The following is a 24,494-nucleotide window of genomic DNA, read 5'->3' as shown; positions in this document are numbered from 1 at the left end:
GGCGGCCGGCCGCGGGTGGGTCACCGCGGCGCGGCGGAGCCGTCCGGAGATCCTGCTGTCGACCGCGCTCGCCGCGGTCGCCGCGGGGCTTCTGGTCGTGACGGGGGTGCCGCTCGCGATCCGCTTCGGCCTCACCGTCGCCCTGGGGACGGCGACGTCCGCGGCGCTCGGCCTCTGGGTCGCGCCGCGGCTTCTGGCCCGGGGGGAGTCGGCCCCACCGCGCCGTGTGCAGCCGGGCACCGGGTCGTCCGCAGACCCCGTGCCGCTCCGCACCGCAGTGCCGCCCCCCGCCGGTGGTTCGCCGGACGACGGCACCGACGGTCCCCGGATCGCGACGGCCGACGACGCGCCAACGAGCTCGGCGCTAAACGCCGCCCCGGTCCGCCGGCGGCTCCCGGCCGCGGCGGGGGCCGCCGGGGCGCTCCTGCTCGTCGGCGTCGCTCTCGGCGTTGCCACCACGAACGATGCCGTCTCCGGAACGGCGACGCTCGGCCCGAGGGACTCGACGGAGCGGCGCGCTGCCGAGGCGGTGCAGCGCTCCGCAGGACACGCCGGGGGTCTGCGGGTCGCCGTCACCGGTCGGGTGCGGTCGCCCGGGGCGCTGCAATGGATGCAGGCCGTCGGCACCCGTACCGCCGAGTCGTTCCGGTCTGCCGTGCCCGGTCCGAACCTCGGGGAGATCGTCGACGGCGAGGCGGTGCAGACGGCTGCGCAGGTCCGCCGTCGCCTGCAGGCCGTGCCGGCGGACGTCCTGGGCGCCGTGCTGGGCCGCGAGCGCGCGGAGCTGACCTTCGCGCTGTCGCCGGCCGCCGTCGGCGACCCCACGGCGGCCGTGGACCGGGCGCGGTCCATGCTCGGCGGGACCCCACCCGGGACGCAGGCTCGCCTGGTCGGAACGGTGGCGCTCGCCGCCGCCTCCGACGACGCGATGAGGATCTCCCGGGTGTGGTTGCCCGCCGCTACGCTCCTCGCCGTGCTCGGCGTATTGCTCCTGACCGGGCTCGCGGCCCGCCGCGCCGTCGTGGTGGTCGTCCCGGGCATCCTCGGGGCGACGAGCGCCGTGCTGACGGCCCGCGCCACCGGCAGCCCCCTCACGCCGCTGAGCCTGTCGCTCGTGCCGCTGGGGGTCGTGCTGGGGACGCAATTCGCGCTGATGATCGACGGTGAGGCGCGTCGGCGACGCAGCTTCGACGGCACGGTGGCGATCCCGGCCGTCCGGCGGACGGTCGTGGCCTCCTCGATCGTCCTCCTCGCCTCGGCAGCGCTGCTGCAACCCGGCCGCGTCGAGCTACTCGGGCAGTTCGGCGTGCTGCTGGCGGTCGAGACGATCGTCTGCGCCGCCGCCGCGCTGTGGCTCGTCCCGCGCCTCATGGCATCGCGCGAGCGGAGGGCGGCACCGGACGATCGCGGCCGGACCGCGCTGCTCGGCAAGGTCCTACCCGGAGACGTCGCATGAGCACCAAGACGACCGTCGATCTCGATCGAGAGCACGTGGCCGGCCGGGCCGCGGGGACCGCGGGGTTCGTGGCGACGATCGGCACCTTCGCCGCCCTCGCCCTCGCGTCGGGCGTCGCCCGGGGCACGCCCCTCGCGGACGAGGGCGGCCAGAAGGTCCTCGTGCTGCAGAACCTGCGCGAGAACGCCGGCAGCGAGACCATGGTCGTCGTGCTGCGGTGCCTCAGCGTCGTGCTCGTCATCGCGGTCGGCCTGTTCTTCGTGAAGGCCACGGCGGATCGCGACGGTCGGCCGGCGGGGGTGCTGCGGTGGCTGACCGCAGTCGCCCCGCTCGTCCTCGCGGCCGCGATCGCGGGCAGCTATCTGGCCGCCCACGGCGCGGCGCAGGACTTCGCGGCCGGGGCCCAGACGTCGGCCCGGGCGGAGGCGCTGCTGGACGACAGCGGCGCCGTCCAGGCGACCCGCGTCCTCGAGATCGCCGCCCACGTCCTGTTCGGCGTCTGGATCGTGCTGCTCTCGTGGCGGGCGATGGCCTGCGGGCTCCTGACCCGCACGCTCGGCTACTGGGGCGTCGGCGCCGCGGTGATCGGCGCGTTCCTGCCGATCGGCGACGCCCTGTTCATGGGCTGGCTCGTGAGCCTCGCGTTCGTCGCGTGGGGCTGGTGGCCCGGCGGACTGCCGCGCGCGTGGGAGGAGGGCCGGATGATCCCGTGGGACGACGACTCGACGTCCGGCGCGGTCGCCCCGGGGGTCGGCCGATGACCCACCTCATGTACGTCCGGATCCTCGCCGACCGTCCCGTCGGGCTCGTCCCGGGCAGCTACGTGGTGGGGGAGGAGCGCCCCGGTGCGACGCCCGTCGAGGTCAACCGCGCGACGGGGCTGCCCAAGACGGTCGGCAGCGCCGACGTCCTGATCGTGCGCGACGTCCCGAAGGCCCGCGAGCCCGACGAGCCGTCGACCACGGAGGCGACGCTGCTGCGGGCGTCCCAGCCGCTCCCTGCCCGCGAGGCCGAGGACGCGCTGCGGGGGTGGCGATCCTCGCAGCACGACCGCGACGCGTGGCGCAACGCCGCCCTGCAGGTGGTGAACACGGCGGTCCGGGCGCTGCGGATCACGATGCGCGATCCGTACGCGGTGGAGCTCACGGACGCCGATCTCCTCGGCACCGCGTTCGGTCACGTCTCGCCCGCCGACGCGTTCAAGGGCGCCGACGGCACGTGCTTCCGCGAGGGCCCCGCCGCGATCCGCAAGCCGTCGCGCTCGGAGCTGCTGCGCCGTGGCGAGGCGGTCGGGCTCGCGCTCCGCGGCGCCGTGGCGATGCTCGAGGGCGAGGAGCTCGTCGCGCTGGCCGCCCGGGAGGCGAACCACGGGAGACTGCGCTCCGCGGCCGCCGCGCTGCGGGCCGGACGGGAGCTCCTCGACGCGGAGCTCCTCGGCGCCCACGACCTGCCCGCGGGGCCGTCGCCCGGTGGGCGGTCGGCGGTCGGCGGCATCGACCCGGAGGTCCTGATCGAGGAGATCGCCGTCCTCCAGGACGCGATGGACCGCTGGCGCGTCACGCTGCCCGAGCCGGTCGAGGAGCCGCCCCTCCGCGTCAGTCCGGGGCCGTGAGCTCCAGGTAGCGCGAGATCACCTCGGAGCGGTTCTTCGCGCCCAGCTTGCGCAGGATCCGCTTGACGTGCGACTTGACCGTCCCGACGGTGATCACCAGGCGCTTGGCGATCATGGCGTTCGAGGCGCCGTCGACGAGCAGCACGACGACGTCGCGCTCGCGGGCGGTCAGGAGCTCGTCGATCGTGACGTTCGAGCGCCGTTCGTCGATGCCGCGGCCGTGGGGGTCCGCCGGCTCGGGAGCCCGGATGCCCAACGTGAGCTCGGTCCCCGCCAGGCGCTCGGCCTCGCGCGCCTCCCGCTCGAGGCCCTCGATGATCGTGCGCCGTTGCCGGGCCAGCCGCTCCCCGAGCGACGCGCGCTCGAAGACGTCGGCGAAGCTCCCGGCGAACCGGCCGAGCAGCTCGGAGTCGAGCCGGTCGACGGGGCGGTCGGTCGGGTGGTGGTCGGCGTGCAGGAGCCCGATCAGGCCCGACGGGGCGGCGATCGGCGCGACGACGTACGCGGGCCCGATGGCCTCGGCGGCCAACGCCGACGGTGGGGCGTCCCCGGGCCCGGCGAGCACCGGGCGGTCCTCCTCGATGCAGCGCCGCTCGGGCGTCGAGCCGTCGAGCGCGATGCCGGCCAGCAGCGCGTCGGCGGTCGGCACCCCGCGGGTGCTGAACGCGTCGATGACCGTCCACGCCCCGTCCTGGACGGCGGAGACGTGGACCCGCTCGAAGCCGCACGCCCGGGCGGCCTCCGAGCAGAGCTGGGCGCGCAGCGCGGACGACGTCGGGACGACGCGGAGCCGGTCGATGGCGCGGTCCAGCGCCGCGATGGGCCGCCGCCGCTCGTCCCGGCCGAAGGCCGCGACCCGTCGACGCACGGCCAGGACGTCCGCGAGGGCCTTCGAGAGCGTGACGGTGCGGGACGCCGAAGCGGACTCCAGCTCGAAGGTGATGCGCCCCGCCGCGGCGGTGAGCGTCCGGTCGGCCTCGTCGAGCGCCTCCGGATGCACCGCGGGGAGATAGAGCCCGAGGCCGATGCGGCGGAGGCGATCGAGGCAGCGGTTCGCCGCGCGGATCACGTCGGCGGCCGAGGATGCGGGGGCGACCGGGGCAGGCACGGGATCGCTCCTCAGGCCGCGTGGTGCCGCTGGGTGATCCGGGCGTACTTCGCGATCGCCGCCGCGCGGGACGGGGCGCGCAGCTTGCCCAGGATGTGTCCGACGTGGCACTTCACGGTGCCCTCCGAGATCACCAGACGCTTGCCGATCTCGAGGTTGGTGGCGCCGGTCGCCATCAGGGCGACGACCTCCCGCTCGCGGGCCGTCAGCAGGCCGTCCACGATCGCGGACGGCGGTGGAACCGTGCCCTCGTCGCCCGTGGCCGGCTCCGGGGCGACCGTCATCCGCTGGGCGTCGCGGAGCTCCAGGTCGGCCTCCTCGATGCGGGCCAGCAGCTCCTCGGTGCGACGGAACGTGTCGTGGGCCCGCTCCCGCTGGGCCTGGAGCTGGTGGCGGAGGACGGCCTGCTCGTAGACGAGGGCGAAGCACGACGTGAACGCCGCGACGCGGTCGCGGTCGCGCACCTCCAACGGCGCGCCGGACCGCGGGCGGTCGACGTGGAAGAGCCCGATGGCGCGGCCCCGCGCGCTGACGGGCGCGGTGATGTACGCGGAGGTCCGGGCGGCGTCGACGATCTCCGGGAAGATGCCGGGCTCGTCCCGGACGTCGGGGACCACCGTGGCGATCTGCCGTCGGACGACCTCGGTCTCGAGCATCGTGTGCTGGAGAGGGATCCGGGCCTCCGCGATGTACGCCACGAGCGGCGTCGTCTCCGCGCCCAGCTCGGGGTCGTAGTGCACCCGGCCGGGCAGCCACACGGACTGCTCGACGGACGACACCATCGCCCTGCCGAAGTCGAGGTAGGCGCAGAGCTCCCGGGGAGCGGCGGCGATGACCGCGGCCGCGTCGAGCCCGCGGAGCTCCTCGACCGCCGTCCGGATGCGCCCGAGCTCGCGGACCTCCCACGACCGCTCGTGGGCCTCCAGCGTCCGCTGCGCCTCGTCGAGCTCGGTCAGGAGCGCGCACAGCTCGCGGATCCGCGGTCGCGACGACGCCTTCCCGAGCTCGTGCTCGACGCCGCCGCGCGCGGTGGCGACGGACGCCGCCAGGTCCGCCGCCGGGGCGACGGCGGACCGCGCGACCATGCCGGCCGCCACGGCGCGCTCGACGATCGCGCGGATGCGGGTCGAGAGCGCATCGGGCTCGACGAGCCGGATCCGCGGGACTCGGGCGGGGCCGCTGGTGCTCACGCTGAGCGTCCTTCCTTCGCAGGGGCGCGGTCGCCGCGGGCCGCGATCTCGCCGGCGACGTCGACGATCCAGTCCTCCTGGCCGGCGACGGCCTTGCGGCGCCCCAGCTCGACGAGGACGTCACGGGGGTCGATGCCCAGCCGCTCGCTGTGGCGCTTCGCGTGGAGCAGGAACGTCGAATAGACGCCCGCGAAGCCGAGTGCGAGGGACTCGCGGTCGGGGAACGGCTGGAACGGCATGATCGGCTTGACGATCTGCTCCGCCGCGTCGGAGAGCCCGAAGACGTCGAGCCCCGTGTCGAGGCCCGACTGGTGCAGGACGGCCGCGAGCAGCTCGGTCGCGGCGTTGCCCGCTCCGGCCCCGAGGCCGCGGAGGCACCCGTCGATCCGGCTCGCGCCGGCCTCCACGGCCGTGATCGTGTTCCCGATCCCGAGGCCCATGTTGTTGTGCCCGTGGAAGCCGACCTCGGGGGCGACCTCGAGGAGCGCGGCGACCCGGGAACGGACGTCGCTCGGGACCATCGCCCCGGCGGAGTCCACGATGTACACGCACCGGGCGCCGAAGCCCGCCATCAGGCTCGCCTGCTCGGCCAGCGCCGCGGGCTCGATCATGTGGGCCATCATCAAGAAGCCGATCGCCTCGAGGCCGAGCTCCCCGGCGGCGGCGAAGTGCTGCTCCGAGATGTCCGCCTCGGTGCAGTGGGTCGCGATGCGAACGGCCCGGGCGCCCCGCTCGGCGGCGGCCTGGAGGTCGCGACGCGTGCCGACGCCCGGGAGCAGGAGGACCGCGATCCTCGCCCGGTCGGCGAGGCTCGCGGCGCGCTCGATCAGCTCGAGCTCCGGGACGTGCGACATCCCGTACTGCAGCGAGGAGCCGCCGAGGCCGTCGCCGTGGGTCACCTCGATGAGCGACACGCCGCTGGCGTCCAGGGCGGTGACGATCGCCTCGACCTGGTCGACGGTGAACGCGTGGCGCATCGGGTGCGACCCGTCCCGCAGGGTCGTGTCGGTGACGCGGATGGTGCGCGTCATGCGGCCACCAGCCCTTCGCGCTCGGCCTGGACCCAGCGTTCCCCGACCTGACGGGCGGCCGAGGTCATGATGTCGAGGTTGCCGGCGTAGGGCGGCAGGAAGTCGCCCGCGCCCTCGACCTGCAGCATCACGATGATCACGGGCGTCTCGCCCCATGGCGTCCACTGGCGGTCGATCACCAGCGGGGTCTTCAGGCGGTAGCCCGGGACGTACCGCGAGACCTGCTCGACCATCTCGTCCACCGACCGGCGCAGCGCGTCCTCGTCGATCTCCGGGTCGGTCGGGACCGCGAAGAGCGTGTTGCCCATCAGGATCGGCGGGTCGGCCGGGTTCAGGATCATGATGGCCTTGCCCTCGGCGGCGCCGCCGACCTCCTGCAGCGCGCCGGACGTCGTGCGGGTGAACTCGTCGATGTTCTGGCGCGTCCCCGGGCCGGCGGAGCGGCTGGAGATCGTGGAGACCATCTCGGCGTAGCGCAGCGGGCTCACGCGGCTCAGCGCGTGGACGATCGGGATCGTGGCCTGGCCGCCGCAGGTGATCAGGTTCACGTTCGGCGCCCCGAGGTGCTCGTGCAGATTGACCGCCGGGACGACGAGCGGCCCGAGGTGGGCGGGGGTGAGGTCGACGGCGAGCTTGCCGGCGGCCTCGAGCCTCGGGGCGTGGGCGCGGTGGGCGCCGGCCGACGTCGCGTCGAACACGATCCGGACGTCCTCGCACTCGAGCACCCCGTCGATCCCGTCCGTGGACACGGGGACGCCGAGGTCGCGGGCCCGGGCGATGCCGGAGGACCCGGGGTCGATCCCGGCGAAGCACGCGACCTCCATGCTCGCGCTCGCCCGCAGCTTCATGAGCAGGTCGGTCCCGATGTTGCCCGTGCCGATGATCGCGACCTTCGTCGCCGATGCGGTCATCGACCCGCTCCGAGCGTGACCGCGACGGAGCCGGCGCCCCCCGAGAAGACGGCCTCGTAGCGGCCCGGGTCCGCGGGGACGGCGGAGGTGAACGATCCGGCGAGGATCGGCTGGCCGGCGGGCAGCACCTCGTCGTAACGGGCGACGGCGCGTGCGAGCCAGGCGACGGCGGCGGCGGGGTGGCCCAGGACCGCGTCGCCGGTGGCGCGCTGGACGACCTCGCCGTCGTGCGTCATCACGACCTCGACCTCGCGGAGATCGCCGACGGAGGCCAGCGGCACCGGGTCGCCGAGCACCGCGCCGAAGCACGAGGCGTTGTCGGCGATCGTGTCAGGCAGCGTGATGCGCCAGTCGGCGACGCGGGAGTCGATGACCTCGAAGACCGGGACGATCTCGCTCGTCGCGGCGAGCACCTGGTCGACGGTCAGGTCCGTCCCGCCGAGCTCCTCGCCGAGGACGAACGCGAGCTCCGGCTCCAGGCGCGGGGCGATCATCCGGAGCGCCGCCGGGTCCAGCGTGGTGCCGGCGGCGTAGAGGTGGGAGTCGAGCACGACCCCGAAGTCCGGCTCGTCGACCCCGAGCTGCCGCTGCATGGCGCGGCTGGTGAGCCCGATCTTGCGGCCTGCGACGGTGCGGCCGCCCTCGGCGTGCGCGGCCACCAGGTGCTGCTGGACGAGGTAGGCGTCGTCGACGTCGAGGCCGTGGGGGCGCGAGGTGAGGGGCTCGACGGGCGACCCCGTCTCGAAGGCCTCGAGCAGCTCGCGGGCCAGGCGCTCGATCTCGGTGGCCGCCAGCGGGCGGTGGTCAGTGGTCGGCATCCAGGAGAACGGACCACACGGGCCCGGGGTGCGCAAGCAGCATCCGGATAATCGGAATGAAATCTCCCCCGGCGTCGACGGCGTCCGCCTAGGCTGGGCGGCCATGCTCCTCACGGTGATCAACGTGGGCCGGGTCCTCGACGCCTACGACGAGGACCATCCCGAGCGCGGCGTGGCCGAGATGGCCGAGGCGCTCGGCGTCGGGACGTCCAAGGCCCACGCCCTGATGACGTCCATGGCGGAGATCGGCCTGCTGCGCCGGGTGGCGGGCGGGCGCTACCGGATCGGCTGGCGGTCACTCGAGCTCGTACGGCTGATCACCGAGTCGACGCCGTTCCGGCCCGTCGCGCAGCGGGTCGCCGCGACGATCGCCCGCCGCAGCGGCGAGGTCGTCCACGTCGGCACGCTCGACGGCGGGCGGGTCGTCTACGTCGACCGCTTCGTGGGCGCGCGCGGGGCGGACATCCCCGTCTCCTCCGTCGGGTCGTCGCTGCCGGCGCACTGCACCGGGGTCGGCAAGGTCCTGCTCGCGCACCAGGAGGCCGGGATCGTCGACGTCGTGCTCGACGAGCACGGCCTCGAGCGCCGGACGAAGAACACGATCGTGGTCCGCGAGCAGCTCTACGCCGAGCTGCACCGCGTCCGCGCCGACGGCGTCGCGTACGACCGCGAGGAGGTGCAGCTCGGACTCTCGTGCGTCGCCGCCCCGATCGTGGACGACGACCGACGGGTGGTGGCGGCGCTCAGCATCTCGGTGCCCACGGAGCGGTTCGTCCGGGCGGAGACGGCGCTGACCAGCACGGTGCGGCGGGCGGCGCGGACGATCTCCGACCACCTCGCCACGGCGCAGGACGCGAGCGCCGAGGGCCCATGACATTCCGAATATCGGGATGCGCGTTGACGCCCCTCACACGACCCGGATAGAGCTGCACCATGTCCATCGCCCATATCGGCCACGCCGAGCTGCTCGTCCCCGACCTGGACGCGTCGGTGTCGTACTTCCGTGATCTCGTCGGCCTGCGCGTGACCGAGACGGTCGGCGACCGCGTCTTCCTGCGCGCCTGGCAGGACTGGGACCACCACACCCTCGTCCTGACCGACAGCCCCGAGCCCGGCCTGCGGCACATGGGCTGGCGCGTGAAGACGAAGGCCGACGCCGAGCAGATCCACGCGGCGATCACCGAGCGCGGCGTGGAGTCCACCTGGACCGCCGGCTCCGACGAGGTCGGCCACGGCGACGCGCTGCGCTTCCTGACCCCGGGCGGCCTGCCGTTCGAGCTCTACTGGGAGGTCCAGAAGCACGTCCCGCCGCCTGAGGACGCGTCGAAGCTGCCGAGCCACCCGTCGCGCGTCAGCATCCAGGGCGCCGCCGTCCGGCGCTTCGACCACGTCACGTTCATCGTCGACGACGTCGTCGCGGAGCAGGAGTTCCTCACGAACGCGCTCGGGATCCGGCACAACTACTTCATCCACGGCCCCGACGGCGGCCGCTGGGGCTCGTGGCTCTCGTGCAACAACGTCTCGCACGAGACCGCGCTGACGCGCAACGCGCACCAGGACGGCGGCAAGCTCCACCACATCGCGTACTACGTGGACTCGGTCGACGAGGTCGCCCGCGCCGCGACGCTGCTGATCGACCATGGCTACGAGCTCGAGTGGGGCCCCGGCAAGCACGGCACCAGCGGCGCCACGTTCCTGTACTTCCGGGAGCCGGGCGGCAACCGGGTCGAGATCTGGACCGGCGGCCTGCTGATCTTCGATCCCGACTGGGAGGCGATCGACTGGTCCAAGCACGTCGGCCACCTGGGCAACAGCCTGTGGGGTACCCCGATGCCCGAGACCTTCCGCGACGGCACGTCGCTCCCCAAGACGGTGGTGACCGCATGAGCCACGAGCCCGAGTCCCTGATCCAGGACGACAAGGAGAACGGCACGTTCCGGGTCCACCGGTCGTCCATGCTCTCCAAGGAGATCCATGCGCAGGAGATGCAGCGGGTGTTCGAGCGCTCGTGGCTGTACCTGGGCCACGAGTCGGAGCTCGCCGAGAAGGGCGAGTACCGACGCCGCAAGATCGCCGGCCGCTCGATCATCTTCGTCCGCAGCGACGACGGCGAGATCCGCGCGTTCCACAACACCTGCCCGCACCGCGGGGCGATCGTCTGCCGGCAGGACCAGGGCGTGGCGAAATCCTTCCAGTGCTTCTACCACGCCTGGACGTTCAACTCGCGCGGGCAGCTCAAGGGCGTGCCGGGCAAGGACGGCTACGAGGGCGGCACGTTCGACGCCGCCGAGCGGTCGCTGAAGCCGGTCGCGCGCTTCGAGAGCTACCGCGGGTTCCACTTCGTCAGCTTCCAGCACGACATCCAGTCGCTGTACGACTACCTCGCCGGGGCCCGCGAGTACCTGGACCTCATCGTCGACCAGTCCCCGTCGGGCCAGCTGCGCATCGCCGACGGATCGCACCAGTACTCGATCCGCGCGAACTGGAAGCTCCTGGCGGAGAACAGCATCGACGGCTACCACGGCATGCCGACCCACCAGACGTACTTCGAGTACGTCGCCGAGGCCGGCGGCCTCGGCGGCAAGGGCGGCAAGAAGCTGCACGGCCGCGGCCACTCGCTCGGCAACGGTCACGCCTGCGTCGAGTACTGGGCCCCCTGGGGCCGGCCCGTCGCGCGCTGGGTGCCGATCATGGGCGATGAGGCCAAGCCGGCGATCGAGGCCGCGAAGGCCGACATCGTCGAGCGCCACGGCGCGGAGCGGGCCGACCGGATCTGCGAGTGGAACCGCAACATCCTGATCTACCCCAATCTCGTCATCAACGACATCATGTCGACGACGGTTCGCACGTTCTGGCCCGTGACGCCCGACTACATGGAGATCGACGCGTGGGCGGTCGCTCCCGTCGAGGAGGGGGAGGGCGAAGCGCTGAAGACGCGTCTGCACAACTTCCTCGAGTTCCTCGGGCCGGGCGGCTTCGCGACGCCGGACGACGTCGAGGCGCTGGAGTCCTGCCAGATCGGCTTCGAGGCCGGCGGCGTGGAGTGGAACGACGTGTCCCGCGGGATGAAGCGGGAGCCGCTGGTCGACGACGAGCTGCAGATGCGCGCGTTCTGGCGGCAGTGGGTCGCCCAGATGGAGGGTCGCGAGGCCACCGACTGGGGCGACGCACCGCTGCCCGCCGAGCTCGAGACGGACGAGTCCGAGCGCACGTGGGCCATCACGTGAGCAGCGCCCCGTCCGTCGCGATCGTCACGGGAGCGGCGGCCGGCATCGGCCGGGCCATCGTCCGTCGGCTGCGTGCCGACGGCTGGACCGTCGTGATCGCCGATCTCGACGAGGACGTCGCCCGCGAGGCCGCGCAGGCCGAGGGGGACGCCCTGTCCTTCGGTGGTGACCTCAGCGACCCGTCGGCGGCACAGGCGCTGGTCGCCGCGACCGTGCGCGAGCACGGCCGCGTCGACCTGCTCGTCAACAACGCCGGCGGCGGCGTCCTGCGTCCGTTCCAGGACCACGACGCCGAGTCGATCGCCACGACGATCTCCCGCAACCTGCTGACGACGATCCACTGCATCCAGGCGGCGCTCCCGGCGCTCCTGGAGTCGCAGGGCGCCGTGGTCTCGATCGGCGGGGACTCCGTCCGCAACGGGCTGGCGATGCACGCCGTGTACAACGCGGCCAAGGGCGGCGTCCACGGGCTCACGACCGGTCTGGCCCGGGAGTTCGCGCCCCGGGGCGTGCGCTTCAACGTCGTCGCGCCGTCCATCGTCCTCACCGATCAGGTGGTGCAGATGGAGCGGGACCGCGACCAGCTCTCGGCGCCCGTCCTCCACATGCTCGACGAGGCCGTCGACGTGATCCCGATGGGCCGTCCTGCGACGGTCGACGAGGTCGCCAACGTGGTCGCGTTCCTCGGTTCCCCGCAGGCGTCGTTCGTGACCGGTCAGGTCGTGAGCGTCAACGGCGGCAGCACGATGCTCTGAATGGAGCCCCAGATGTCGGACACCCTCATGCCCCAGACCACCCACGACCGCCTGATGCTCCGCCTCGAGGTCGAGGAGTTCCTCATCGAGGAGGCCGCCATCCTCGACGAGTGGCGGCTCGACGACTGGATCGCGCTCTTCACGGACGACGCGACGTACGTCGTGCCCTCGACGAACCTGAACGACGGGGACCCCACGAAGGACCTCACGCTCATCGACGACGACCGACTGCGGCTGGAGTGGCGCGTGAAGCGGCTGAAGAGCCGGCACGCCCACCGCGAGTACCCGTGGTCGCGCACCCGCCGGCTCGTCACCAACGTGCGGGTCCTCGAGACCCGCGACGACGAGCTCGACATCACGGCGTCGATCCTCGTCCACCGGTTCCGCCACGGCCGGCAGGACCACTTCGTGGCGCGGTATCTGATGACGCTCGTGCGCACCGACGACGGGTTCCTGATCCGGCGTCGCCGCGCCGAGATCGACCAGGAGCGGCTGAGCCCCAACGGCGCGCTCAGCATGATCCTGTGACGGGTCTCGACGCCTCGCCGACCCTCGAGACCCTGGTCGTCGCCTGCCGGATCCTCGAGCACCAGGGACTGACCTCGGCGTTCGGGCACGTCACGTCCCGGCTCGACGACACCGAGGACGTGCTGATCTCCGGCAGCGTCGGTCCGGGACTCGTCGGTGGCGCCCAGGACGTCGTCCGCGTCGGTCCGGGCGGCGACGTGCGCGGCGGCGACGCCTCGCTGCTGCCCGGCGAGGCCGCGGTCCACCTCGGGATCCTCCGCGCCCGCCGCGACGTCACGAGCGTCGTCCGGTACCACGGGCCGAGCTCGATGGCGTGGGGGACGCTCGGGCGCCCGCTGCCCGCCACGACCGGGATGGGCCTGTTCCTCGGCCACGAGGTCCCGGTGTTCGAGACCAGCAGCACCGTCACGACGCCGGAGCACGGGGACCGCCTCGCGGCGGCCCTCGGCGACGGGCCCGCGATCCTCATGCGGGGGTTCGGCTCCGTGACCGTCGGACGGACGATCGAGGAGGCCGTGGCGCGCGCCTGGCTGCTCGAGCGGTCCGCCGCGGCCGTCCTCGCGGCGTACGCCGTGGCGACCCCCCTGCCGTACCCCGCGTCCGCCGCCGCGCCGTTCGCGTCGGACGAGGGCCCCGCACCGCGCCAGCTCGCGCGCGTGTGGCACTACCTGCAAGCGATCTCTGAAGGAACGAACCGATGACCTCGATCTGGCTGGACCTCATGGGCTCCGGTGTGCAGGAGCGCTTCTACGACGCCGGCGGTGTCCGGACGCGCGTCCTCGAGGCCGGCGAGGGCCCCGTGCTCCTGCTCCTCCACGGCACCGGCGGCCACGCCGAGACCTACTGTCGGAACCTCGGCCCGCTGGCGGAGCACTTCCGCGTCGTCGCCCCCGACCTCATCGGGCACGGCTTCACCGACCGGCCCGACGTCGAGTACTCGCTCGACACCTTCGCCGGCCACATCGTCGACCTGCTCGACGCGCTCGGTGCCGAGACGGCGATCCTCTCCGGCGAATCGCTCGGGGCGATGGTCTCCGCGTGGGTCGGCATCACGCACCCGGAGCGGGTGGAGCGCGCCGTCCTGAACACGGGGATCCTGGCGCGTCCCGACGCGCCCGGGCAGGCACAGCTCGACGACCTCGAGCAGCGCACCCTGGCCATGGCGGAGACCGGCGTGACGCTCGAGAGCGTGCGTCACCGCATGAACTGGCTCGTCTCGTCGCCCGACCGGATGACCGACGAGATGATCGGCGTCCGCCACCGCGTCTACACCCAGCCGGGGATGCTCGACAGCGTCGCGACGATCATGTCGAGCGTCATCGGGATGATCCGCGGCAGCCGCCCCGGCACCGACTACTACGCTCCCGGCACGATGGCCCGGCTGGAGGTCCCGACGCTGGTCCTCTGGACGGTCGACAACCCCGGGCAGAGCACGGAGCTCGCCCGCGAGGCCGCGAAGGACCTCCCGAACGGCCGGTTCGAGGTGCTCGAGGACTGCGCCCACTGGCCGCAGTTCGAGCAGCCGGACGCGTTCAACGCGATGCACCTCGACTTCCTGGTCGCCGCGGCGAGCCACTGATCGCGGCACGGCGCCGGCGCCGCCCCGCCATACCAGCGGGGGACCCGTCGCCCCGTCCCGCCACGGCCGGACGGGGCGTGGTCCTCGCTGCCCACCGCCCCCACCGAGAGGAAGACCACATGGCGTACGTCATCGCCCAACCATGCATCGGCACCAAGGACAACTCGTGCACCGAGGTCTGTCCGGTCGACTGCATCCACCCGACGCCCGACGAGCCCGGCTACGACGAGGCCGAGCAGCTGTTCATCGACCCGGAGGAGTGCATCGACTGCGACGCCTGCGTCGAGGCTTGCCCGGTCGACGCGGTCTTCGCGGAGGACCAGCTACCGGAGGAGTGGAGGTCGTTCGCCGACAAGGGCGTCGACTTCTTCGCGAACGTCTGAGCGCCGGACCCCCGTCACAAGGGGCCCGGACCGCGCTGCGGTCGGCGCATCGCGGCGGGGCTCCTCCGGCGAAGCCCCGTGGCGGGCACCGTCAGCGACGGGTGGTGCCCGCCGCCCCGCGGGTGCTCAGCTGAAGACCGCGAAGCACTTGTTGGAGTTGAAGACGTCCGTCTCGACGAACGTCGACCAGTCGGGCGTCATGCCCAGCTCCTGCATGGCTCCGAGCAGGCAGAACCAGTTCAGCATCTCGTGCTGGCCCGCGTCCACGACCTCGGCGCCCGTCACCGCACGCCACGTCTCCATGTCGCCCGCGACGAAGGCGTCGTAGAGCCGGCGGTCGGCGGGGGTGTCCGGCCAGAGGTGCCAGGTCTTGTCGACGAGGAACGCGTGCGACCAGCTCGAGGACGCGACGAGCGCGACGCGCTTGTCGGTGCCGGCGAGCGCCCGGACCACGGACGCGCCGAGGTCCATGCAGCGTCTCGGGGTGGGGCCGACCGGGTCGAGACGCTCGTCGTGGATGTCGGCGAATCGTGCGAGGCCGCCCTTGCGGGCGATGGCGTGCTGGCCGTAGCAGTTGACCGTGATCGGGACGATCGGGTAGGGCAGCTCGGCGCCGGCGTGCTCGTAGTCGAGGAAGAGCTGCGTGTTGAGGATCGCGTGCGGGAAGTGCGCGCCGGCGCGCTTCTTGTACGAGTAGGCCATGTCGAAGCCGTCGTCGATCAGCGCGTTGGTGAGCGACCGGGCCGTCGCGGGATCCCCGTGCAGCGTGATCTCGAAGTCGTCCGGCAGGCCCCAGGCGTTGGGGCTCCCGCGCTCGTTCATCACCTCGAACGCCGGGACCTCCAGGTCCTCGTAGGCGAGGACGCAGAACGGGGGGACGACCTCCTCGCGGAAGTTCTCGTACTGGTCGTCGCCCCAGACGATGAGCACGTCGGGCTTGAACTCGTCGAGCTCCTTCCGGCACCGTGCGAGGTTGTCCAGGAGCACCTGGCGGTGGCCGGCGGCCGACTCGACGCCGCCGTCCCACTCGGCGCGCATCGACGCCGACCAGGAGTCGGGGTCCTTGAGCTCCTCCGGGATGTCCGGGTCGCCGAGCGTCCAGCGCAAGAGGCCGGCCATGTGCTCGTCGGTGCCCGCCAGCAACGGGTAGTGGGTCACGCCCAGTCCGAGAAATTCCGCCATGACGGCAACCTACCGAAACATGTACGCAGGTTTCAAAAACTTGTGGGCGGGTCGTCGATCCTGAGCATCTGCTCCTCCCGATGCAGCGCGAGGAGGCCGTCCAAGGCGCCACGGTCGCGGTCGCGGATCGCCGCGACGATCCCTGCGTGGACTTCGACGTTCGTCCGCAGCGCGTCCTCGTGGCCGGGCTGGAGCTCGGCCCGGGTGAGGGTGCCGACGATGATCGCGGCGATCGTCTCGTACATGCCGGCGAGCACGGGGATGCGGGCGGCACGGGCGATCGCCTGGTGCAGGCGGAGGTTCGCCTCGAGGTACTCCGCGGGGTCCTGGGTCGCGCGCATCTCCTCGACGGCCCACTCCATGTCGCGGACGTCGTTGGGCCCCGCGCGGTCGAGGGCGACGGACGTCAGCACGTCCTCGAGGTGCCTCCGCGCCTCGAACAGGTCGAGCGGGTCGGTCGCCGACCCGGAGAACCACAGGTCGAGCGCGCCGAGGCGGACCTGCGGAGGCCGGCTCGCCACGAACACGCCGCCGCCGGGGCCCGGTCGGACCGCCACCAGGTCGCGGTCGCGCAGGATGCGCAGCGCCTCGTTCATGACCATGGGGCTGACGCCGTGCTGCTCCATCAGATCGGTACGCCGGCCGAGCGGGCTTCCGACCGGGGCGCGCGCGGCCATCAGGCCGTCTTCGATGGCGGCGGCCACCTGTTGCGCGCGGGACAGGGTCACGTCGTCGTCCTCATTCCTGCCTATTTATATATGCAGGATTGGGGACGTGGGGGACTCCGTCCTCCGCGGGCATCCTCTGGTGGGGCGATCACGGGCGGGGCGCAGGTCGGCGAGTGGCGGCGTCCGCAGGCTGCGAGGGGCCGGTCGCCCTCCGCCGCGGTCGCGCGCTCAGCCCCGTTCGCGCAACAGGTCGCGCAGCTCGGTGCGGCGGATCTTGCCGCTGACGGTCTTCGGGAGCTCGGTCACGAAGTGGATCTCGCGGGGGTACTTGTAGGGCGCGGTCAGGGTCTTCGTGTGGTCCTGGAGCTCTTTGGCGAGCGCGTCGGTGGGCTCGTGGCCGGCGGCGAGGATGACGAAGGCGGTGACGATCTCGGTGCGCTCGGGGTCGGGCTTGCCGACGACGGCGGCCTCCATCACGGCGGGGTGCTCTACGAGCGCGGACTCCACCTCGAACGGGCCGATCCGATAGGCGGACGACGTGATGACGTCGTCGTCGCGGCCCTCGAACCAGAGGTAGCCGTCGGGGTCGCGGGCGGCCTTGTCGCCGGTGAAGTACCAGCCGTCGCGGAAGCGCTCGGCCGTGGCCTCGGGGTTGCCGTCGTAGCCGCGGAAGAGCCCGACGGGACGGTGCTCTCCGTCCTCGCGGATGGCGATGTTCCCGACCTCGCCGTCGGGGGCGCGCGCACCCGCGTCGTCCAGCACCTCGACGTCCCAGCCGGGCATCGGCAGGCCCATGGAGCCCGGGCGGACCTCGACCGCGCGGTAGTTGGCGATCGTCACGGAGGTCTCGGTCTGGCCGTAGCCGTCGTAGACGGTGAGGCCGCCGGTGCCCCGGGCCCAGACCTTGATGACCTCGGGGTTCAGGGGCTCGCCGGCGCTGGTGCAGTGGCGCAGGGCCGAGAGGTCGTGGGCGCCGAGGTCGGCCTGCACCAGCGTCCGGTAGAGCGTCGGTGGCGCGCAGAACGAGGTCACGCCGTGGCGCGTGATGATCCCGAGGATCGTGTCGGCGTCGGGCTTGCCGAGCTGGACCTGGACGATCGTCGCGCGCTCGTGCATCTGGCCGAACAGCGTCGCGAACGCCGCCTTCGCCCACCCCGGGTCGGTCACGGCCCAGTGGCGGTCGCCGGGGCGCAGGTCGTGCCAGAAGCGCGCCGTCGGCACGTGGGCCAGGCCGTACTCCTGGGCGTGGGTGACCATCTTCGGGTGCGAGACCGTGCCGCTCGTGAAGTACACGAGCATCGGGTCGTCGCGGTGGGTCGGTGCGGACGGGAGGGCCGGGTCTGCCCCCGATCCCTGCGCCATGAGGGCGTCGAGCGACAGCCACGGGGACGTCGTGCCAGCGGCGTCGCCGGTGACGATCCGGGTGCGGAGCGCCGGCACCGGGGCGTCGATCGCGTCGATCTTCGCCGCCCCGGACAGATCCGTGATCGCGGCGACCGCACCGGACTCCGTCAGCCGGTACGCGATGTCCTTGGTCGTCAGGAGGTTCGGCCCCGGCATCGGGATCGCGCCGATGCGGATCGCGCCGAGCACCGCCGTGTACCACTCGGCGACGCGAGGGAGCATCACGAAGACCCGGTCGCCCTTGCCGACCCCCAGGTCGAGCAGCGCGCGGCCGAACCGGCGAGCCTCCCGCGCCAGATCGCCGGCGGTCTGCCGACCCGTCTCCTCGCCCGACGATCCGAGCGACAGGACGGCGAGATCGTCCGGCGCCTCGGCCGCCCACGTCTCGACGATGTCGACGACGGCGTTGAACGTCTCGGGCACGTCGATCCGGAAGCTCCCCCGCTCCGTCGCATAGTCCTGGAGCCGCGCCGCCGCCGTTCGGTCGGGGGTCGTCTGCGTTGCCATCTCGGGTCCTCGCCTCTCGTCGCTCGGGGCGGTGCGACCGCGACCGCCCGTGCGGACCGTACGCAGCCGTGGGTGGCCCCGTCTACGGGTCGAAAGGGGTCAATCGGGGGGACGCGGGGCTCGTCCGTCGTCCCCGCGGGCCGAGATGCGGGACCTCCTCCTCACGACCGACCAGGATCTGCCTCCGAGGGGAAGGCAGCCGCCCGTCGGCAGGAAAGACTGCGGCGATCCACCGCCCGGAGCCCGTCCCGCACGACGGCCCGTGCGGGACACCGTCGTCGCAGCCGCAGGAGCGCACATGAGCACCACCGAGTCCCCGTCCACGGTCGTTGTCCCCGACGAGATCGCGCGCCAGATCGTCCTCCCCGAGGGCCATCGCGACGAGCCTGCCCTGTTCGAGGCGTACCGGTGGCTCCGTGAGAACGCGCCGTTGGCCCAGGTCGAGGTCGACGGCTACGACCCGCTCTGGCTCGTCAGCCGTCACGCGGACGTCATGGAGATCGAGAAGCAGCCGGCGATCTTCAGCAACGGCGGGGGAGAGGACCGCGGGTCCAACAACCCGATCCTCGCCAACCAGGCCGGCGACGCGTTCCTCAAGAGCATCAACGACGGGAGCATGCGCGTCCTGGAGGCGCTGCCGTACCTCGACGCTCCCGACCACACCGAGGTCAAGGACATCGCGTTCGACTGGTTCCGCCCGGCGAACATGAAGCGCTGGGAGGACAACATCCGGGCGATCGCCCGCCAGCACATCGAGGGCCTCCGGAAGACCCTCGCCGAGCAGGGTGGCGAGGTGGACTTCGTCAAGGACTTCACGATGCACTACCCCCTGCACGTGATCATGAATCTGTTCGGCATGCCGCCCGAGGACCAGCCGCGGATGCAGGCCCTCACGCAGGACTTCTTCGGCACCGCGGACCCCGACGAGAAGCGCGAGGACGTCGAGCTCTCGCCCGAGGCCGCCGCCGCCCAGTGGGTCGCGGCGATCAAGGACTTCTACGCGCACTTCGACGCGATCGTCGAGGAACGTCGCAGCAACCCCAAGGACGACCTCGCCACCCACGTCGCCGGGGCGCGGAAGGACGACGGCGAGTACTTCCCCAAGATCGTCGCCTACGGCTACTTCATCTCGATCGCCACAGCCGGGCACGACACGACGTCCTCGACGCTGGCGAGCACGATCGAGGCGCTGATCCAGCACCCCGAGCAGTTCGCGCGCGTGCAGGCCGACCCCGCCCTCATCGGCGGGCTCGTCAACGAGTCCGTGCGCTGGGCGTCCCCGGTCAAGCACTTCACGCGCCGAGCGGAGGAGGACTACGTGCTGCGTGGGCAGCAGATCCGCAAGGGCGACCGCTTCATGGTCCTCTACCAGTCGGCCAACCGCGACGCGGACGTCTTCGACCAGCCGGACGCGTTCGACATGGAGCGCCGGCCGAACCGCCACCTCGGCTTCGGCTACGGCCCGCACCAGTGCATCGGCCAGCACGTCGCGAAGCTCGAGCTGAAGATCATGCTCGAGGAGCTGCTGCCGGTCATCGCCTCCGCCGAGATCGCCGGCGAGCGCAAGGTCATGCAGACGAACTTCGTCGGCGGCCTCAAGAACCTGCCGCTCCGGCTGGAGCTCCGGTGAGCCGGGCCGTCCTCGGACCGACCGTCCTGCTCGTCGCCGACGCCGGGGCCCCGACGCGGGCCGCCCGCTGACCGGAGAACCCGCCCATGCCCCAGATCACCTACGTCCTCGCCGACGGCGAGGAGCGGACCGTCGACGTGCCCGAAGGGCAGAGCGTCATGGACGGCTCGGTCCGCAACAACCTGCCCGGGATCGTCGCCGAGTGCGGCGGCGGGTGCTCGTGCGCCACGTGCCACGTCCACCTGCCGGCCGCCTGGGCCGACCGCTTCCCCGAGCCATCGGAGGACGAGCTGGAGCTCGTCGAGTTCCTCGACGGCGCGACCGCCGAGTCCCGGCTGTCGTGTCAGCTCGTCGTCACGCCCGAGTCCGACGGTCTCCGGGTCGTCGTCGTCCCGTCCGACTGACCGGCACGCGCCCCGCGCTCCCCCCAACGGGATACGGAAGCCTGCAGCTCGGGCGACGGCATCCCGACGTCCGCGCCGGAAACTGATGCCGGTCGGCGGTGGCAACCGCCTCATCCACTCGCGCGCGAACGCGACGGCCCGCCACGGGTCGTCGATCACCCACCGGAGTCCCTTCATGAGCACCGTTTCCGAACAGCACATCACCTACGACCGCCTCTTCATCGACGGCGCCTGGTCGGCCCCGGCCGGCGACGCGCGGATCACGATCGTCTCGCCGTCGACGGAGGAGGAGATCGGTTCCGTCCCCGACGGCACCGAGGCCGACATCGACGTCGCCGTGTCCGCCGCCCGCCGCGCGTTCGACGCGCCCGGCGGCTGGTCGAGCTGGGAGCCGGAGGCCCGCGGCGAGGTCCTCGAGCGCTTCGCCGTCGCGCTGGACGCGCGCCAGGAGGAGGGCGCCCGCCGCACGTCGATCCAGAACGGCATGCCGATCTCGATCGCCCGCGCGTTCGAGGGGCCGTTCCCCGGGATGGTGACGCGCTACTACGCCGCCCTCGCGAACGCCCAGGTCCGCGAGGAGGTCCGCCCGGGCCTGCTCGGCGGCTCCACCCGGGTGCGTCGCACGCCGATCGGCGTCGTCGCCGGGATCGTGCCGTGGAACTTCCCGCAGGCGATCACGTTCCTGAAGCTCGCGCCGCTCCTGGCCGCCGGCTGCACCGTCGTCCTGAAGCCGTCGCCGGAGACGGTGCTCGGCGCGTACACGATCGCCGAAGCGGCCGAGGAGGCCGGCGTCCCGGCCGGCGTCATCAACATCGTCCAGGGCGGCCGCGAGGTCGGCGCGTACCTCGTGCAGCACCCCGGTGTCGACAAGGTCGCGTTCACGGGCTCGACGGAGGCCGGCCGCAAGATCGGCGAGGTCTGCGGCCGCCTGCTGCGGCCGGTCACGCTGGAGCTCGGCGGGAAGTCCGCCGCGATCGTGCTGGACGACGGCGACCTCGCCGGCAACATCGACGCCGTCTTCGGCTCGATGCTGATCAACAACGGCCAGACCTGCTGGCTCAACAGCCGGATCCTCGCGCCGCGCAGCCGCTACGACGACGTCGTCGCGACGCTCGCCGGGCTGGCGAGCGGCGTGACGATCGGCGACGCGACCGAGGACGCCACGCAGATCGGCCCGCTCGTGTCGGCCCGCCAGCGCGACCGCGTCGAGGGCTACATCGCGAAGGGCAAGGCCGAGGGCGCGCGCGTCGTCGCGGGCGGCGGCCGTCCCGACCGCGACGCCGGCTTCTTCGTGCAGCCGACGGTCTTCGCCGACGTCGACCCGAACTCGACCATCGCCCGCGAGGAGATCTTCGGGCCGGTCCTCTCGGTGATCCCGTACGACACCGAGGACGAGGCGATCGCGATCTCCAACAGCTCGGAGTTCGGGCTCGGGGGCACGGTCTGGACGCAGGACCAGGAGCGCGGCCTGGCGGTCGCCCGTCGGGTGCAGACCGGCACGATCGGCATCAACCACTACGTCAACGACCCGGTGGCGCCGTTCGGCGGCGTCAAGGCCAGCGGCCTGGGCCGCGAGCTGGGCCCGGAGGGCATGTCGGCCTTCCAGGCGACGCAGACGATCTACGTCGACCCGCCGCAGCTGGGCTGATCCACCCCCGTCGGCGGGGTCCCCGGACCCCGCCACCGCCCGGACGTCACCCGGCGTCCGGGCCGCAGCACCGCCGGGGCGAGCACGCCCCGTCACCCATCACGCAGAGGAGCAGAGAGTTCACATGGACATCACGGCAGCAGTGACGCGCGGCGCGGGAGCGCCCTTCACGCTCGAGACGCTCGAGCTCCTGGCTCCGCGGGCGGGTGAGCTGGTGGTCGAGATCAAGGGCGTCGGCCTCTGCCACACCGACCTGACCGCGCGGGACCAGGTCCTGCCGGCACCGCTGCCGGCGGTGTTCGGTCACGAGGGCTCGGGCATCGTCACCGCGATCGGCGACGGCGTCACGAAGGTCCAGGTCGGCGACAAGGTGGCCGTCGGCTTCGCGAGCTGCGGCGCCTGCGCGTCCTGCGAGCAGCACGACCCGTCGTACTGTCACAACTTCGCACCGCTGAACTACGGCGGCGTCCAGGGGGACGGCACCGTGACGCTCGGGGCCGGCGGCTCCCCGGTCCACGGCAGCTTCTTCGGGCAGTCGTCGTTCGCGAACTACGCGCTGACGACCGAGCGCAACGTCGTGCCCGTCGGCGACGACGTGCCGCTCGAGCTCGTCGGGCCGCTCGGCTGCGGCCTGATGACGGGCGCCGGCGCGATCGTCAACTCGCTGCAGGTGGAGCAGGGCTCGACGCTGCTCGTCCTCGGCGGCGGCCCCGTCGGCCTGGCGGCCGTCATGGCCGGCGCGATCCAGGGGGCCGAGAACATCATCATCTCGGAGCCGGTCGCGGCCCGCCGCGACCTCGCGATCGAGATCGGCGCGACCCACGCGGTCGACCCGACGTCCGGCGACATCGGCGAGCTCGTCCGCGCGATCGCCCCGGGCGGCGCGCAGTACATCCTCGACACGACCGGCATCCCGGGCGTGATCGCCGGCGCGACCGGGACCGCCGCGGCGTACCACGCGCAGGTCGGCATCCTCGCGGTCCCGCCGAGCCTCGACATCACGGTGCCCGTCCCGTACCTCGCGCTCATGGCGCTCGGGCTCAAGGTCCAGGGCATCACGGAGGGCGACGCCGATCCGGAGACGTTCATCCCGCAGATGCTCGACTGGTACCGGGCCGGGAAGTTCCCGTTCGACAAGCTGATCACGACGTTCCCGCTGTCGGAGATCAACGAGGCCGTCGACGCGCAGCACCGCGGCGAGGTCGTGAAGGCCGTCCTCGTCCCCGACGAGGCGTAGGGCGCGGCACCGCCCCGCGCGTCCGCCCGCGTGACCGCCCCGCGGGCGGGTCGCGCGGGGCGGCCCAGGGGCAGAGCTTCGTCTCCCAACGGGGGGACGGGCGACAGGGTCCGCCGGGGGCCCAGGGTGGCAAAAGGGCCCGTTTTGCAGGGGATGCACCCGCGGTAGTGCCGCCTCGGCCGCGATCCAAGGACGTAAACGATCGTTCACGGAAGCGGTATCCTCCTCCGGACGACGGGACCGGGGCACGCCGACGGCGGCGGGCCCCGAGTCCGCCGCTCCCGGCCCCGACCACGGAAGGTGCGACATGGCGACGATCGAGACGCTCCGGACTCCCAGCCCGACCCCGACGGCCGCGCCGGCGACCGCTCGCGGACGCGCCCTGGACCGCAGCGGCGGTCCGGTCCGCGTCGCGGCGGTCACCACCGCCCCCGCGGCTCCGTCGGCTCCGGTCGCACGGACGACGTCCGCCGCTCCGGCGAACCTGGCCGGGCCCGCGACCCCGACCGCGCTCGCGACGCCGGCGGCGCCCCCCGAGCGCCGAGCCGCCCACGCCTTCGGGGAGCTGCTCGGCACGCACGGGGACGCGGGGGACGACGACCTGCTGCGCGCGGCGGCCGAGCGCCTCTGCGCCCTGCTGGTCGGGGACCGGTGCAGCGCGTACGTCCGCAACCCCGCGACCGGGGCCTACCTGGGCCGCGCGGCGCACCCCGTGACGCTGGAGCGCGTCCTGCGGCGCCTCTCCCTCGCGGACGACGACGCCGCGGGGATCGCCGGCACGCGGTGGCCGCGGCGGCTGCCCGACGGCGCACGGACCGGCGGGCACGTCGCGGCGGGGCTGCGCAGCACGGGCGCCGTCCTCGCCGTTCCGCTCCCCGCGGGCGACCGGACGGTCGGGCTGCTGCTCGTCGAGGACCGCGACCGCCGGCGCGGGTTCGCGGACGACCAGGTCGCGGTCGCGGCGGCGTTCGCCCGGCTGCTCGGCGCCCAGCTCGCGCGGCGCCAGGACGGCGCGGAGCTCGAGCACGCGCGGATCGCGCTGGCGTCCGAGCGCCGCTCGCTTCGGCGGCTCGCGGCGTCGGAGCGCCGTTTCGCGACCCTCGCCGACGGCACGCCCGGCGCCCTGCTCGCCGCGGCGGCGGAGGCCACCGCCCAGGCCGTAGAGCTGCGCGACGCGGACGGGGCGCTGGTCGGGCGGGCCGCGCCGGAGCGGACC

Annotated in this window: 24 protein-coding genes; 16 read left to right on the top strand and 8 right to left on the bottom strand. The window is 73.1% G+C overall.

Going from position 1 to position 24,494, the window contains the following annotated elements:
- The 3 genes from AB0L40_RS16225 to AB0L40_RS16215 form a co-directional block, all read left to right on the top strand.
- On the top strand, positions 1-1,456 hold a 1,456-nt coding region (locus tag AB0L40_RS16225; protein ID WP_364356501.1), incomplete at its 5' end, for a hypothetical protein.
- On the top strand, positions 1,453-2,217 hold the full coding sequence (locus AB0L40_RS16220) for a DUF4386 family protein (protein WP_364356499.1): 765 nt from the start codon (positions 1,453-1,455) through the stop codon (positions 2,215-2,217). The genes AB0L40_RS16225 and AB0L40_RS16220, both read left to right, overlap by 4 nt.
- Positions 2,214-3,068, top strand: coding sequence for a hypothetical protein (locus AB0L40_RS16215; RefSeq protein ID WP_364356496.1), 855 nt, complete (start codon positions 2,214-2,216; stop codon positions 3,066-3,068). Before AB0L40_RS16220 ends, AB0L40_RS16215 begins: the two co-directional genes overlap by 4 nt.
- Here the strand turns inward: AB0L40_RS16215 and AB0L40_RS16210 are convergent.
- Genes AB0L40_RS16210 through AB0L40_RS16190 form a run of 5 tightly spaced genes read right to left on the bottom strand, consistent with a single transcriptional unit; the run spans position 3,052 to position 8,126 of the window.
- Positions 3,052-4,176, bottom strand: coding sequence for a LuxR C-terminal-related transcriptional regulator (locus AB0L40_RS16210; RefSeq protein WP_364356493.1), 1,125 nt, complete (start codon positions 4,174-4,176; stop codon positions 3,052-3,054). The genes AB0L40_RS16215 and AB0L40_RS16210 overlap by 17 nt on opposite strands.
- An 11-nt stretch (positions 4,177-4,187) precedes the next feature.
- The gene (locus AB0L40_RS16205; RefSeq protein WP_364356490.1) at positions 4,188-5,366 is read right to left on the bottom strand and encodes a LuxR C-terminal-related transcriptional regulator; all 1,179 of its coding nucleotides are present in this window, start codon (positions 5,364-5,366) and stop codon (positions 4,188-4,190) included.
- Positions 5,363-6,397 carry a 4-hydroxy-2-oxovalerate aldolase gene (gene dmpG / locus AB0L40_RS16200; protein ID WP_364356486.1) on the bottom strand — a complete coding sequence of 345 codons (1,035 nt, stop codon included), beginning with the start codon at positions 6,395-6,397 and terminating at the stop codon, positions 5,363-5,365. The genes AB0L40_RS16205 and dmpG overlap by 4 nt, the downstream gene beginning before the upstream one ends.
- Positions 6,394-7,308, bottom strand: a complete 915-nt coding sequence (locus AB0L40_RS16195) for an acetaldehyde dehydrogenase (acetylating) (protein ID WP_364356483.1) — start codon at positions 7,306-7,308, stop codon at positions 6,394-6,396. The genes dmpG and AB0L40_RS16195 overlap by 4 nt, the downstream gene beginning before the upstream one ends.
- On the bottom strand, positions 7,305-8,126 hold the full coding sequence (locus tag AB0L40_RS16190; RefSeq protein ID WP_364356480.1) for a fumarylacetoacetate hydrolase family protein: 822 nt from the start codon (positions 8,124-8,126) through the stop codon (positions 7,305-7,307). Before AB0L40_RS16190 ends, AB0L40_RS16195 begins: the two co-directional genes overlap by 4 nt.
- Before the next feature lie 103 nt (positions 8,127-8,229).
- On the opposite strand from AB0L40_RS16190, the gene AB0L40_RS16185 reads away from it, so the two are divergent.
- The 8 genes from AB0L40_RS16185 to AB0L40_RS16150 all read left to right on the top strand — a co-directional run bounded on the left by AB0L40_RS16185 (position 8,230) and on the right by AB0L40_RS16150 (position 14,598).
- Positions 8,230-9,000: an IclR family transcriptional regulator gene (locus tag AB0L40_RS16185; RefSeq protein WP_364356477.1), complete on the top strand. Its 771-nt coding sequence runs from the start codon at positions 8,230-8,232 to the stop codon at positions 8,998-9,000.
- Between the two features lie 59 nt (positions 9,001-9,059).
- Positions 9,060-10,013, top strand: coding sequence for a VOC family protein (locus AB0L40_RS16180; protein ID WP_364356474.1), 954 nt, complete (start codon positions 9,060-9,062; stop codon positions 10,011-10,013).
- Complete coding sequence (locus tag AB0L40_RS16175) at positions 10,010-11,353, top strand: aromatic ring-hydroxylating dioxygenase subunit alpha (RefSeq protein WP_364356471.1); 1,344 nt, start codon at positions 10,010-10,012, stop codon at positions 11,351-11,353. The genes AB0L40_RS16180 and AB0L40_RS16175 overlap by 4 nt, the downstream gene beginning before the upstream one ends.
- Complete coding sequence (locus AB0L40_RS16170; RefSeq protein WP_364356468.1) at positions 11,350-12,108, top strand: SDR family oxidoreductase; 759 nt, start codon at positions 11,350-11,352, stop codon at positions 12,106-12,108. The genes AB0L40_RS16175 and AB0L40_RS16170 overlap by 4 nt, the downstream gene beginning before the upstream one ends.
- Positions 12,109-12,636, top strand: a complete 528-nt coding sequence (locus AB0L40_RS16165) for an aromatic-ring-hydroxylating dioxygenase subunit beta (RefSeq protein ID WP_364356465.1) — start codon at positions 12,109-12,111, stop codon at positions 12,634-12,636.
- The gene (locus tag AB0L40_RS16160; protein ID WP_364356462.1) at positions 12,633-13,337 is read left to right on the top strand and encodes a class II aldolase/adducin family protein; all 705 of its coding nucleotides are present in this window, start codon (positions 12,633-12,635) and stop codon (positions 13,335-13,337) included. Before AB0L40_RS16165 ends, AB0L40_RS16160 begins: the two co-directional genes overlap by 4 nt.
- The gene (locus AB0L40_RS16155) at positions 13,334-14,215 is read left to right on the top strand and encodes an alpha/beta hydrolase (protein WP_364356459.1); all 882 of its coding nucleotides are present in this window, start codon (positions 13,334-13,336) and stop codon (positions 14,213-14,215) included. The genes AB0L40_RS16160 and AB0L40_RS16155 overlap by 4 nt, the downstream gene beginning before the upstream one ends.
- A 119-nt stretch (positions 14,216-14,334) precedes the next feature.
- Positions 14,335-14,598 (top strand): ferredoxin family protein, encoded by a 264-nt coding sequence (locus tag AB0L40_RS16150; protein WP_364356456.1) that lies wholly within the window; start codon positions 14,335-14,337, stop codon positions 14,596-14,598.
- 126 nt (positions 14,599-14,724) lie between these two features.
- On the opposite strand, the gene AB0L40_RS16145 is transcribed toward AB0L40_RS16150, so the two are convergent.
- The 3 genes from AB0L40_RS16145 to AB0L40_RS16135 form a co-directional block, all read right to left on the bottom strand.
- The gene (locus AB0L40_RS16145; protein WP_364356453.1) at positions 14,725-15,780 is read right to left on the bottom strand and encodes an extradiol ring-cleavage dioxygenase; all 1,056 of its coding nucleotides are present in this window, start codon (positions 15,778-15,780) and stop codon (positions 14,725-14,727) included.
- A gap of 32 nt (positions 15,781-15,812) precedes the next feature.
- On the bottom strand, positions 15,813-16,508 hold the full coding sequence (locus AB0L40_RS16140; protein WP_364356450.1) for an FCD domain-containing protein: 696 nt from the start codon (positions 16,506-16,508) through the stop codon (positions 15,813-15,815).
- 168 nt (positions 16,509-16,676) lie between these two features.
- The gene (locus AB0L40_RS16135; protein ID WP_364356447.1) at positions 16,677-18,359 is read right to left on the bottom strand and encodes an AMP-binding protein; all 1,683 of its coding nucleotides are present in this window, start codon (positions 18,357-18,359) and stop codon (positions 16,677-16,679) included.
- A gap of 298 nt (positions 18,360-18,657) precedes the next feature.
- Here AB0L40_RS16135 and AB0L40_RS16130 point away from each other — a divergent pair, with 298 nt between their 5' ends.
- The 5 genes from AB0L40_RS16130 to AB0L40_RS16110 form a co-directional block, all read left to right on the top strand.
- A complete protein-coding gene (locus AB0L40_RS16130; protein WP_364356444.1) occupies positions 18,658-19,989 on the top strand; it encodes a cytochrome P450 in 1,332 nt (443 codons plus the stop codon).
- Between the two features lie 86 nt (positions 19,990-20,075).
- The gene (locus tag AB0L40_RS16125; RefSeq protein WP_364356441.1) at positions 20,076-20,393 is read left to right on the top strand and encodes a 2Fe-2S iron-sulfur cluster-binding protein; all 318 of its coding nucleotides are present in this window, start codon (positions 20,076-20,078) and stop codon (positions 20,391-20,393) included.
- A gap of 175 nt (positions 20,394-20,568) precedes the next feature.
- Positions 20,569-22,041, top strand: coding sequence for an aldehyde dehydrogenase (locus tag AB0L40_RS16120; protein ID WP_364356438.1), 1,473 nt, complete (start codon positions 20,569-20,571; stop codon positions 22,039-22,041).
- A gap of 124 nt (positions 22,042-22,165) precedes the next feature.
- Positions 22,166-23,278 (top strand): NAD(P)-dependent alcohol dehydrogenase, encoded by a 1,113-nt coding sequence (locus AB0L40_RS16115; RefSeq protein WP_364356435.1) that lies wholly within the window; start codon positions 22,166-22,168, stop codon positions 23,276-23,278.
- A 307-nt stretch (positions 23,279-23,585) separates the two neighbouring features.
- Positions 23,586-24,494 (top strand): GAF domain-containing protein (locus AB0L40_RS16110; protein WP_364356432.1); only part of this gene is annotated, 909 nt, incomplete at its 3' end.

The sequence above is a fragment of the Patulibacter sp. NPDC049589 genome, from assembly GCF_040675535.1.
GTDB lineage: Bacteria > Actinomycetota > Thermoleophilia > Solirubrobacterales > Solirubrobacteraceae > Patulibacter.
This window is presented reverse-complemented; position numbering and strand designations above follow the sequence as displayed.

What these genes read in the sequence shown, in the direction of transcription:
- AB0L40_RS16120 (WP_364356438.1), top strand. Translation starts at nt 20,569, where the DNA reads ATGAGCACCGTTTCCGAACAGCACATCACCTACGACCGCCTCTTCATC.
- AB0L40_RS16145 (WP_364356453.1), bottom strand. Translation starts at nt 15,780, where the DNA reads ATGGCGGAATTTCTCGGACTGGGCGTGACCCACTACCCGTTGCTGGCG.
- AB0L40_RS16115 (WP_364356435.1), top strand. Translation starts at nt 22,166, where the DNA reads ATGGACATCACGGCAGCAGTGACGCGCGGCGCGGGAGCGCCCTTCACG.
- AB0L40_RS16185 (WP_364356477.1), top strand. Translation starts at nt 8,230, where the DNA reads ATGCTCCTCACGGTGATCAACGTGGGCCGGGTCCTCGACGCCTACGAC.
- AB0L40_RS16220 (WP_364356499.1), top strand. Translation starts at nt 1,453, where the DNA reads ATGAGCACCAAGACGACCGTCGATCTCGATCGAGAGCACGTGGCCGGC.
- AB0L40_RS16125 (WP_364356441.1), top strand. Translation starts at nt 20,076, where the DNA reads ATGCCCCAGATCACCTACGTCCTCGCCGACGGCGAGGAGCGGACCGTC.
- AB0L40_RS16150 (WP_364356456.1), top strand. Translation starts at nt 14,335, where the DNA reads ATGGCGTACGTCATCGCCCAACCATGCATCGGCACCAAGGACAACTCG.
- AB0L40_RS16180 (WP_364356474.1), top strand. Translation starts at nt 9,060, where the DNA reads ATGTCCATCGCCCATATCGGCCACGCCGAGCTGCTCGTCCCCGACCTG.
- AB0L40_RS16195 (WP_364356483.1), bottom strand. Translation starts at nt 7,308, where the DNA reads ATGACCGCATCGGCGACGAAGGTCGCGATCATCGGCACGGGCAACATC.
- AB0L40_RS16190 (WP_364356480.1), bottom strand. Translation starts at nt 8,126, where the DNA reads ATGCCGACCACTGACCACCGCCCGCTGGCGGCCACCGAGATCGAGCGC.
- AB0L40_RS16175 (WP_364356471.1), top strand. Translation starts at nt 10,010, where the DNA reads ATGAGCCACGAGCCCGAGTCCCTGATCCAGGACGACAAGGAGAACGGC.
- AB0L40_RS16215 (WP_364356496.1), top strand. Translation starts at nt 2,214, where the DNA reads ATGACCCACCTCATGTACGTCCGGATCCTCGCCGACCGTCCCGTCGGG.
- AB0L40_RS16165 (WP_364356465.1), top strand. Translation starts at nt 12,109, where the DNA reads ATGGAGCCCCAGATGTCGGACACCCTCATGCCCCAGACCACCCACGAC.
- dmpG (WP_364356486.1), bottom strand. Translation starts at nt 6,397, where the DNA reads ATGACGCGCACCATCCGCGTCACCGACACGACCCTGCGGGACGGGTCG.
- AB0L40_RS16155 (WP_364356459.1), top strand. Translation starts at nt 13,334, where the DNA reads ATGACCTCGATCTGGCTGGACCTCATGGGCTCCGGTGTGCAGGAGCGC.
- AB0L40_RS16130 (WP_364356444.1), top strand. Translation starts at nt 18,658, where the DNA reads ATGAGCACCACCGAGTCCCCGTCCACGGTCGTTGTCCCCGACGAGATC.
- AB0L40_RS16135 (WP_364356447.1), bottom strand. Translation starts at nt 18,359, where the DNA reads ATGGCAACGCAGACGACCCCCGACCGAACGGCGGCGGCGCGGCTCCAG.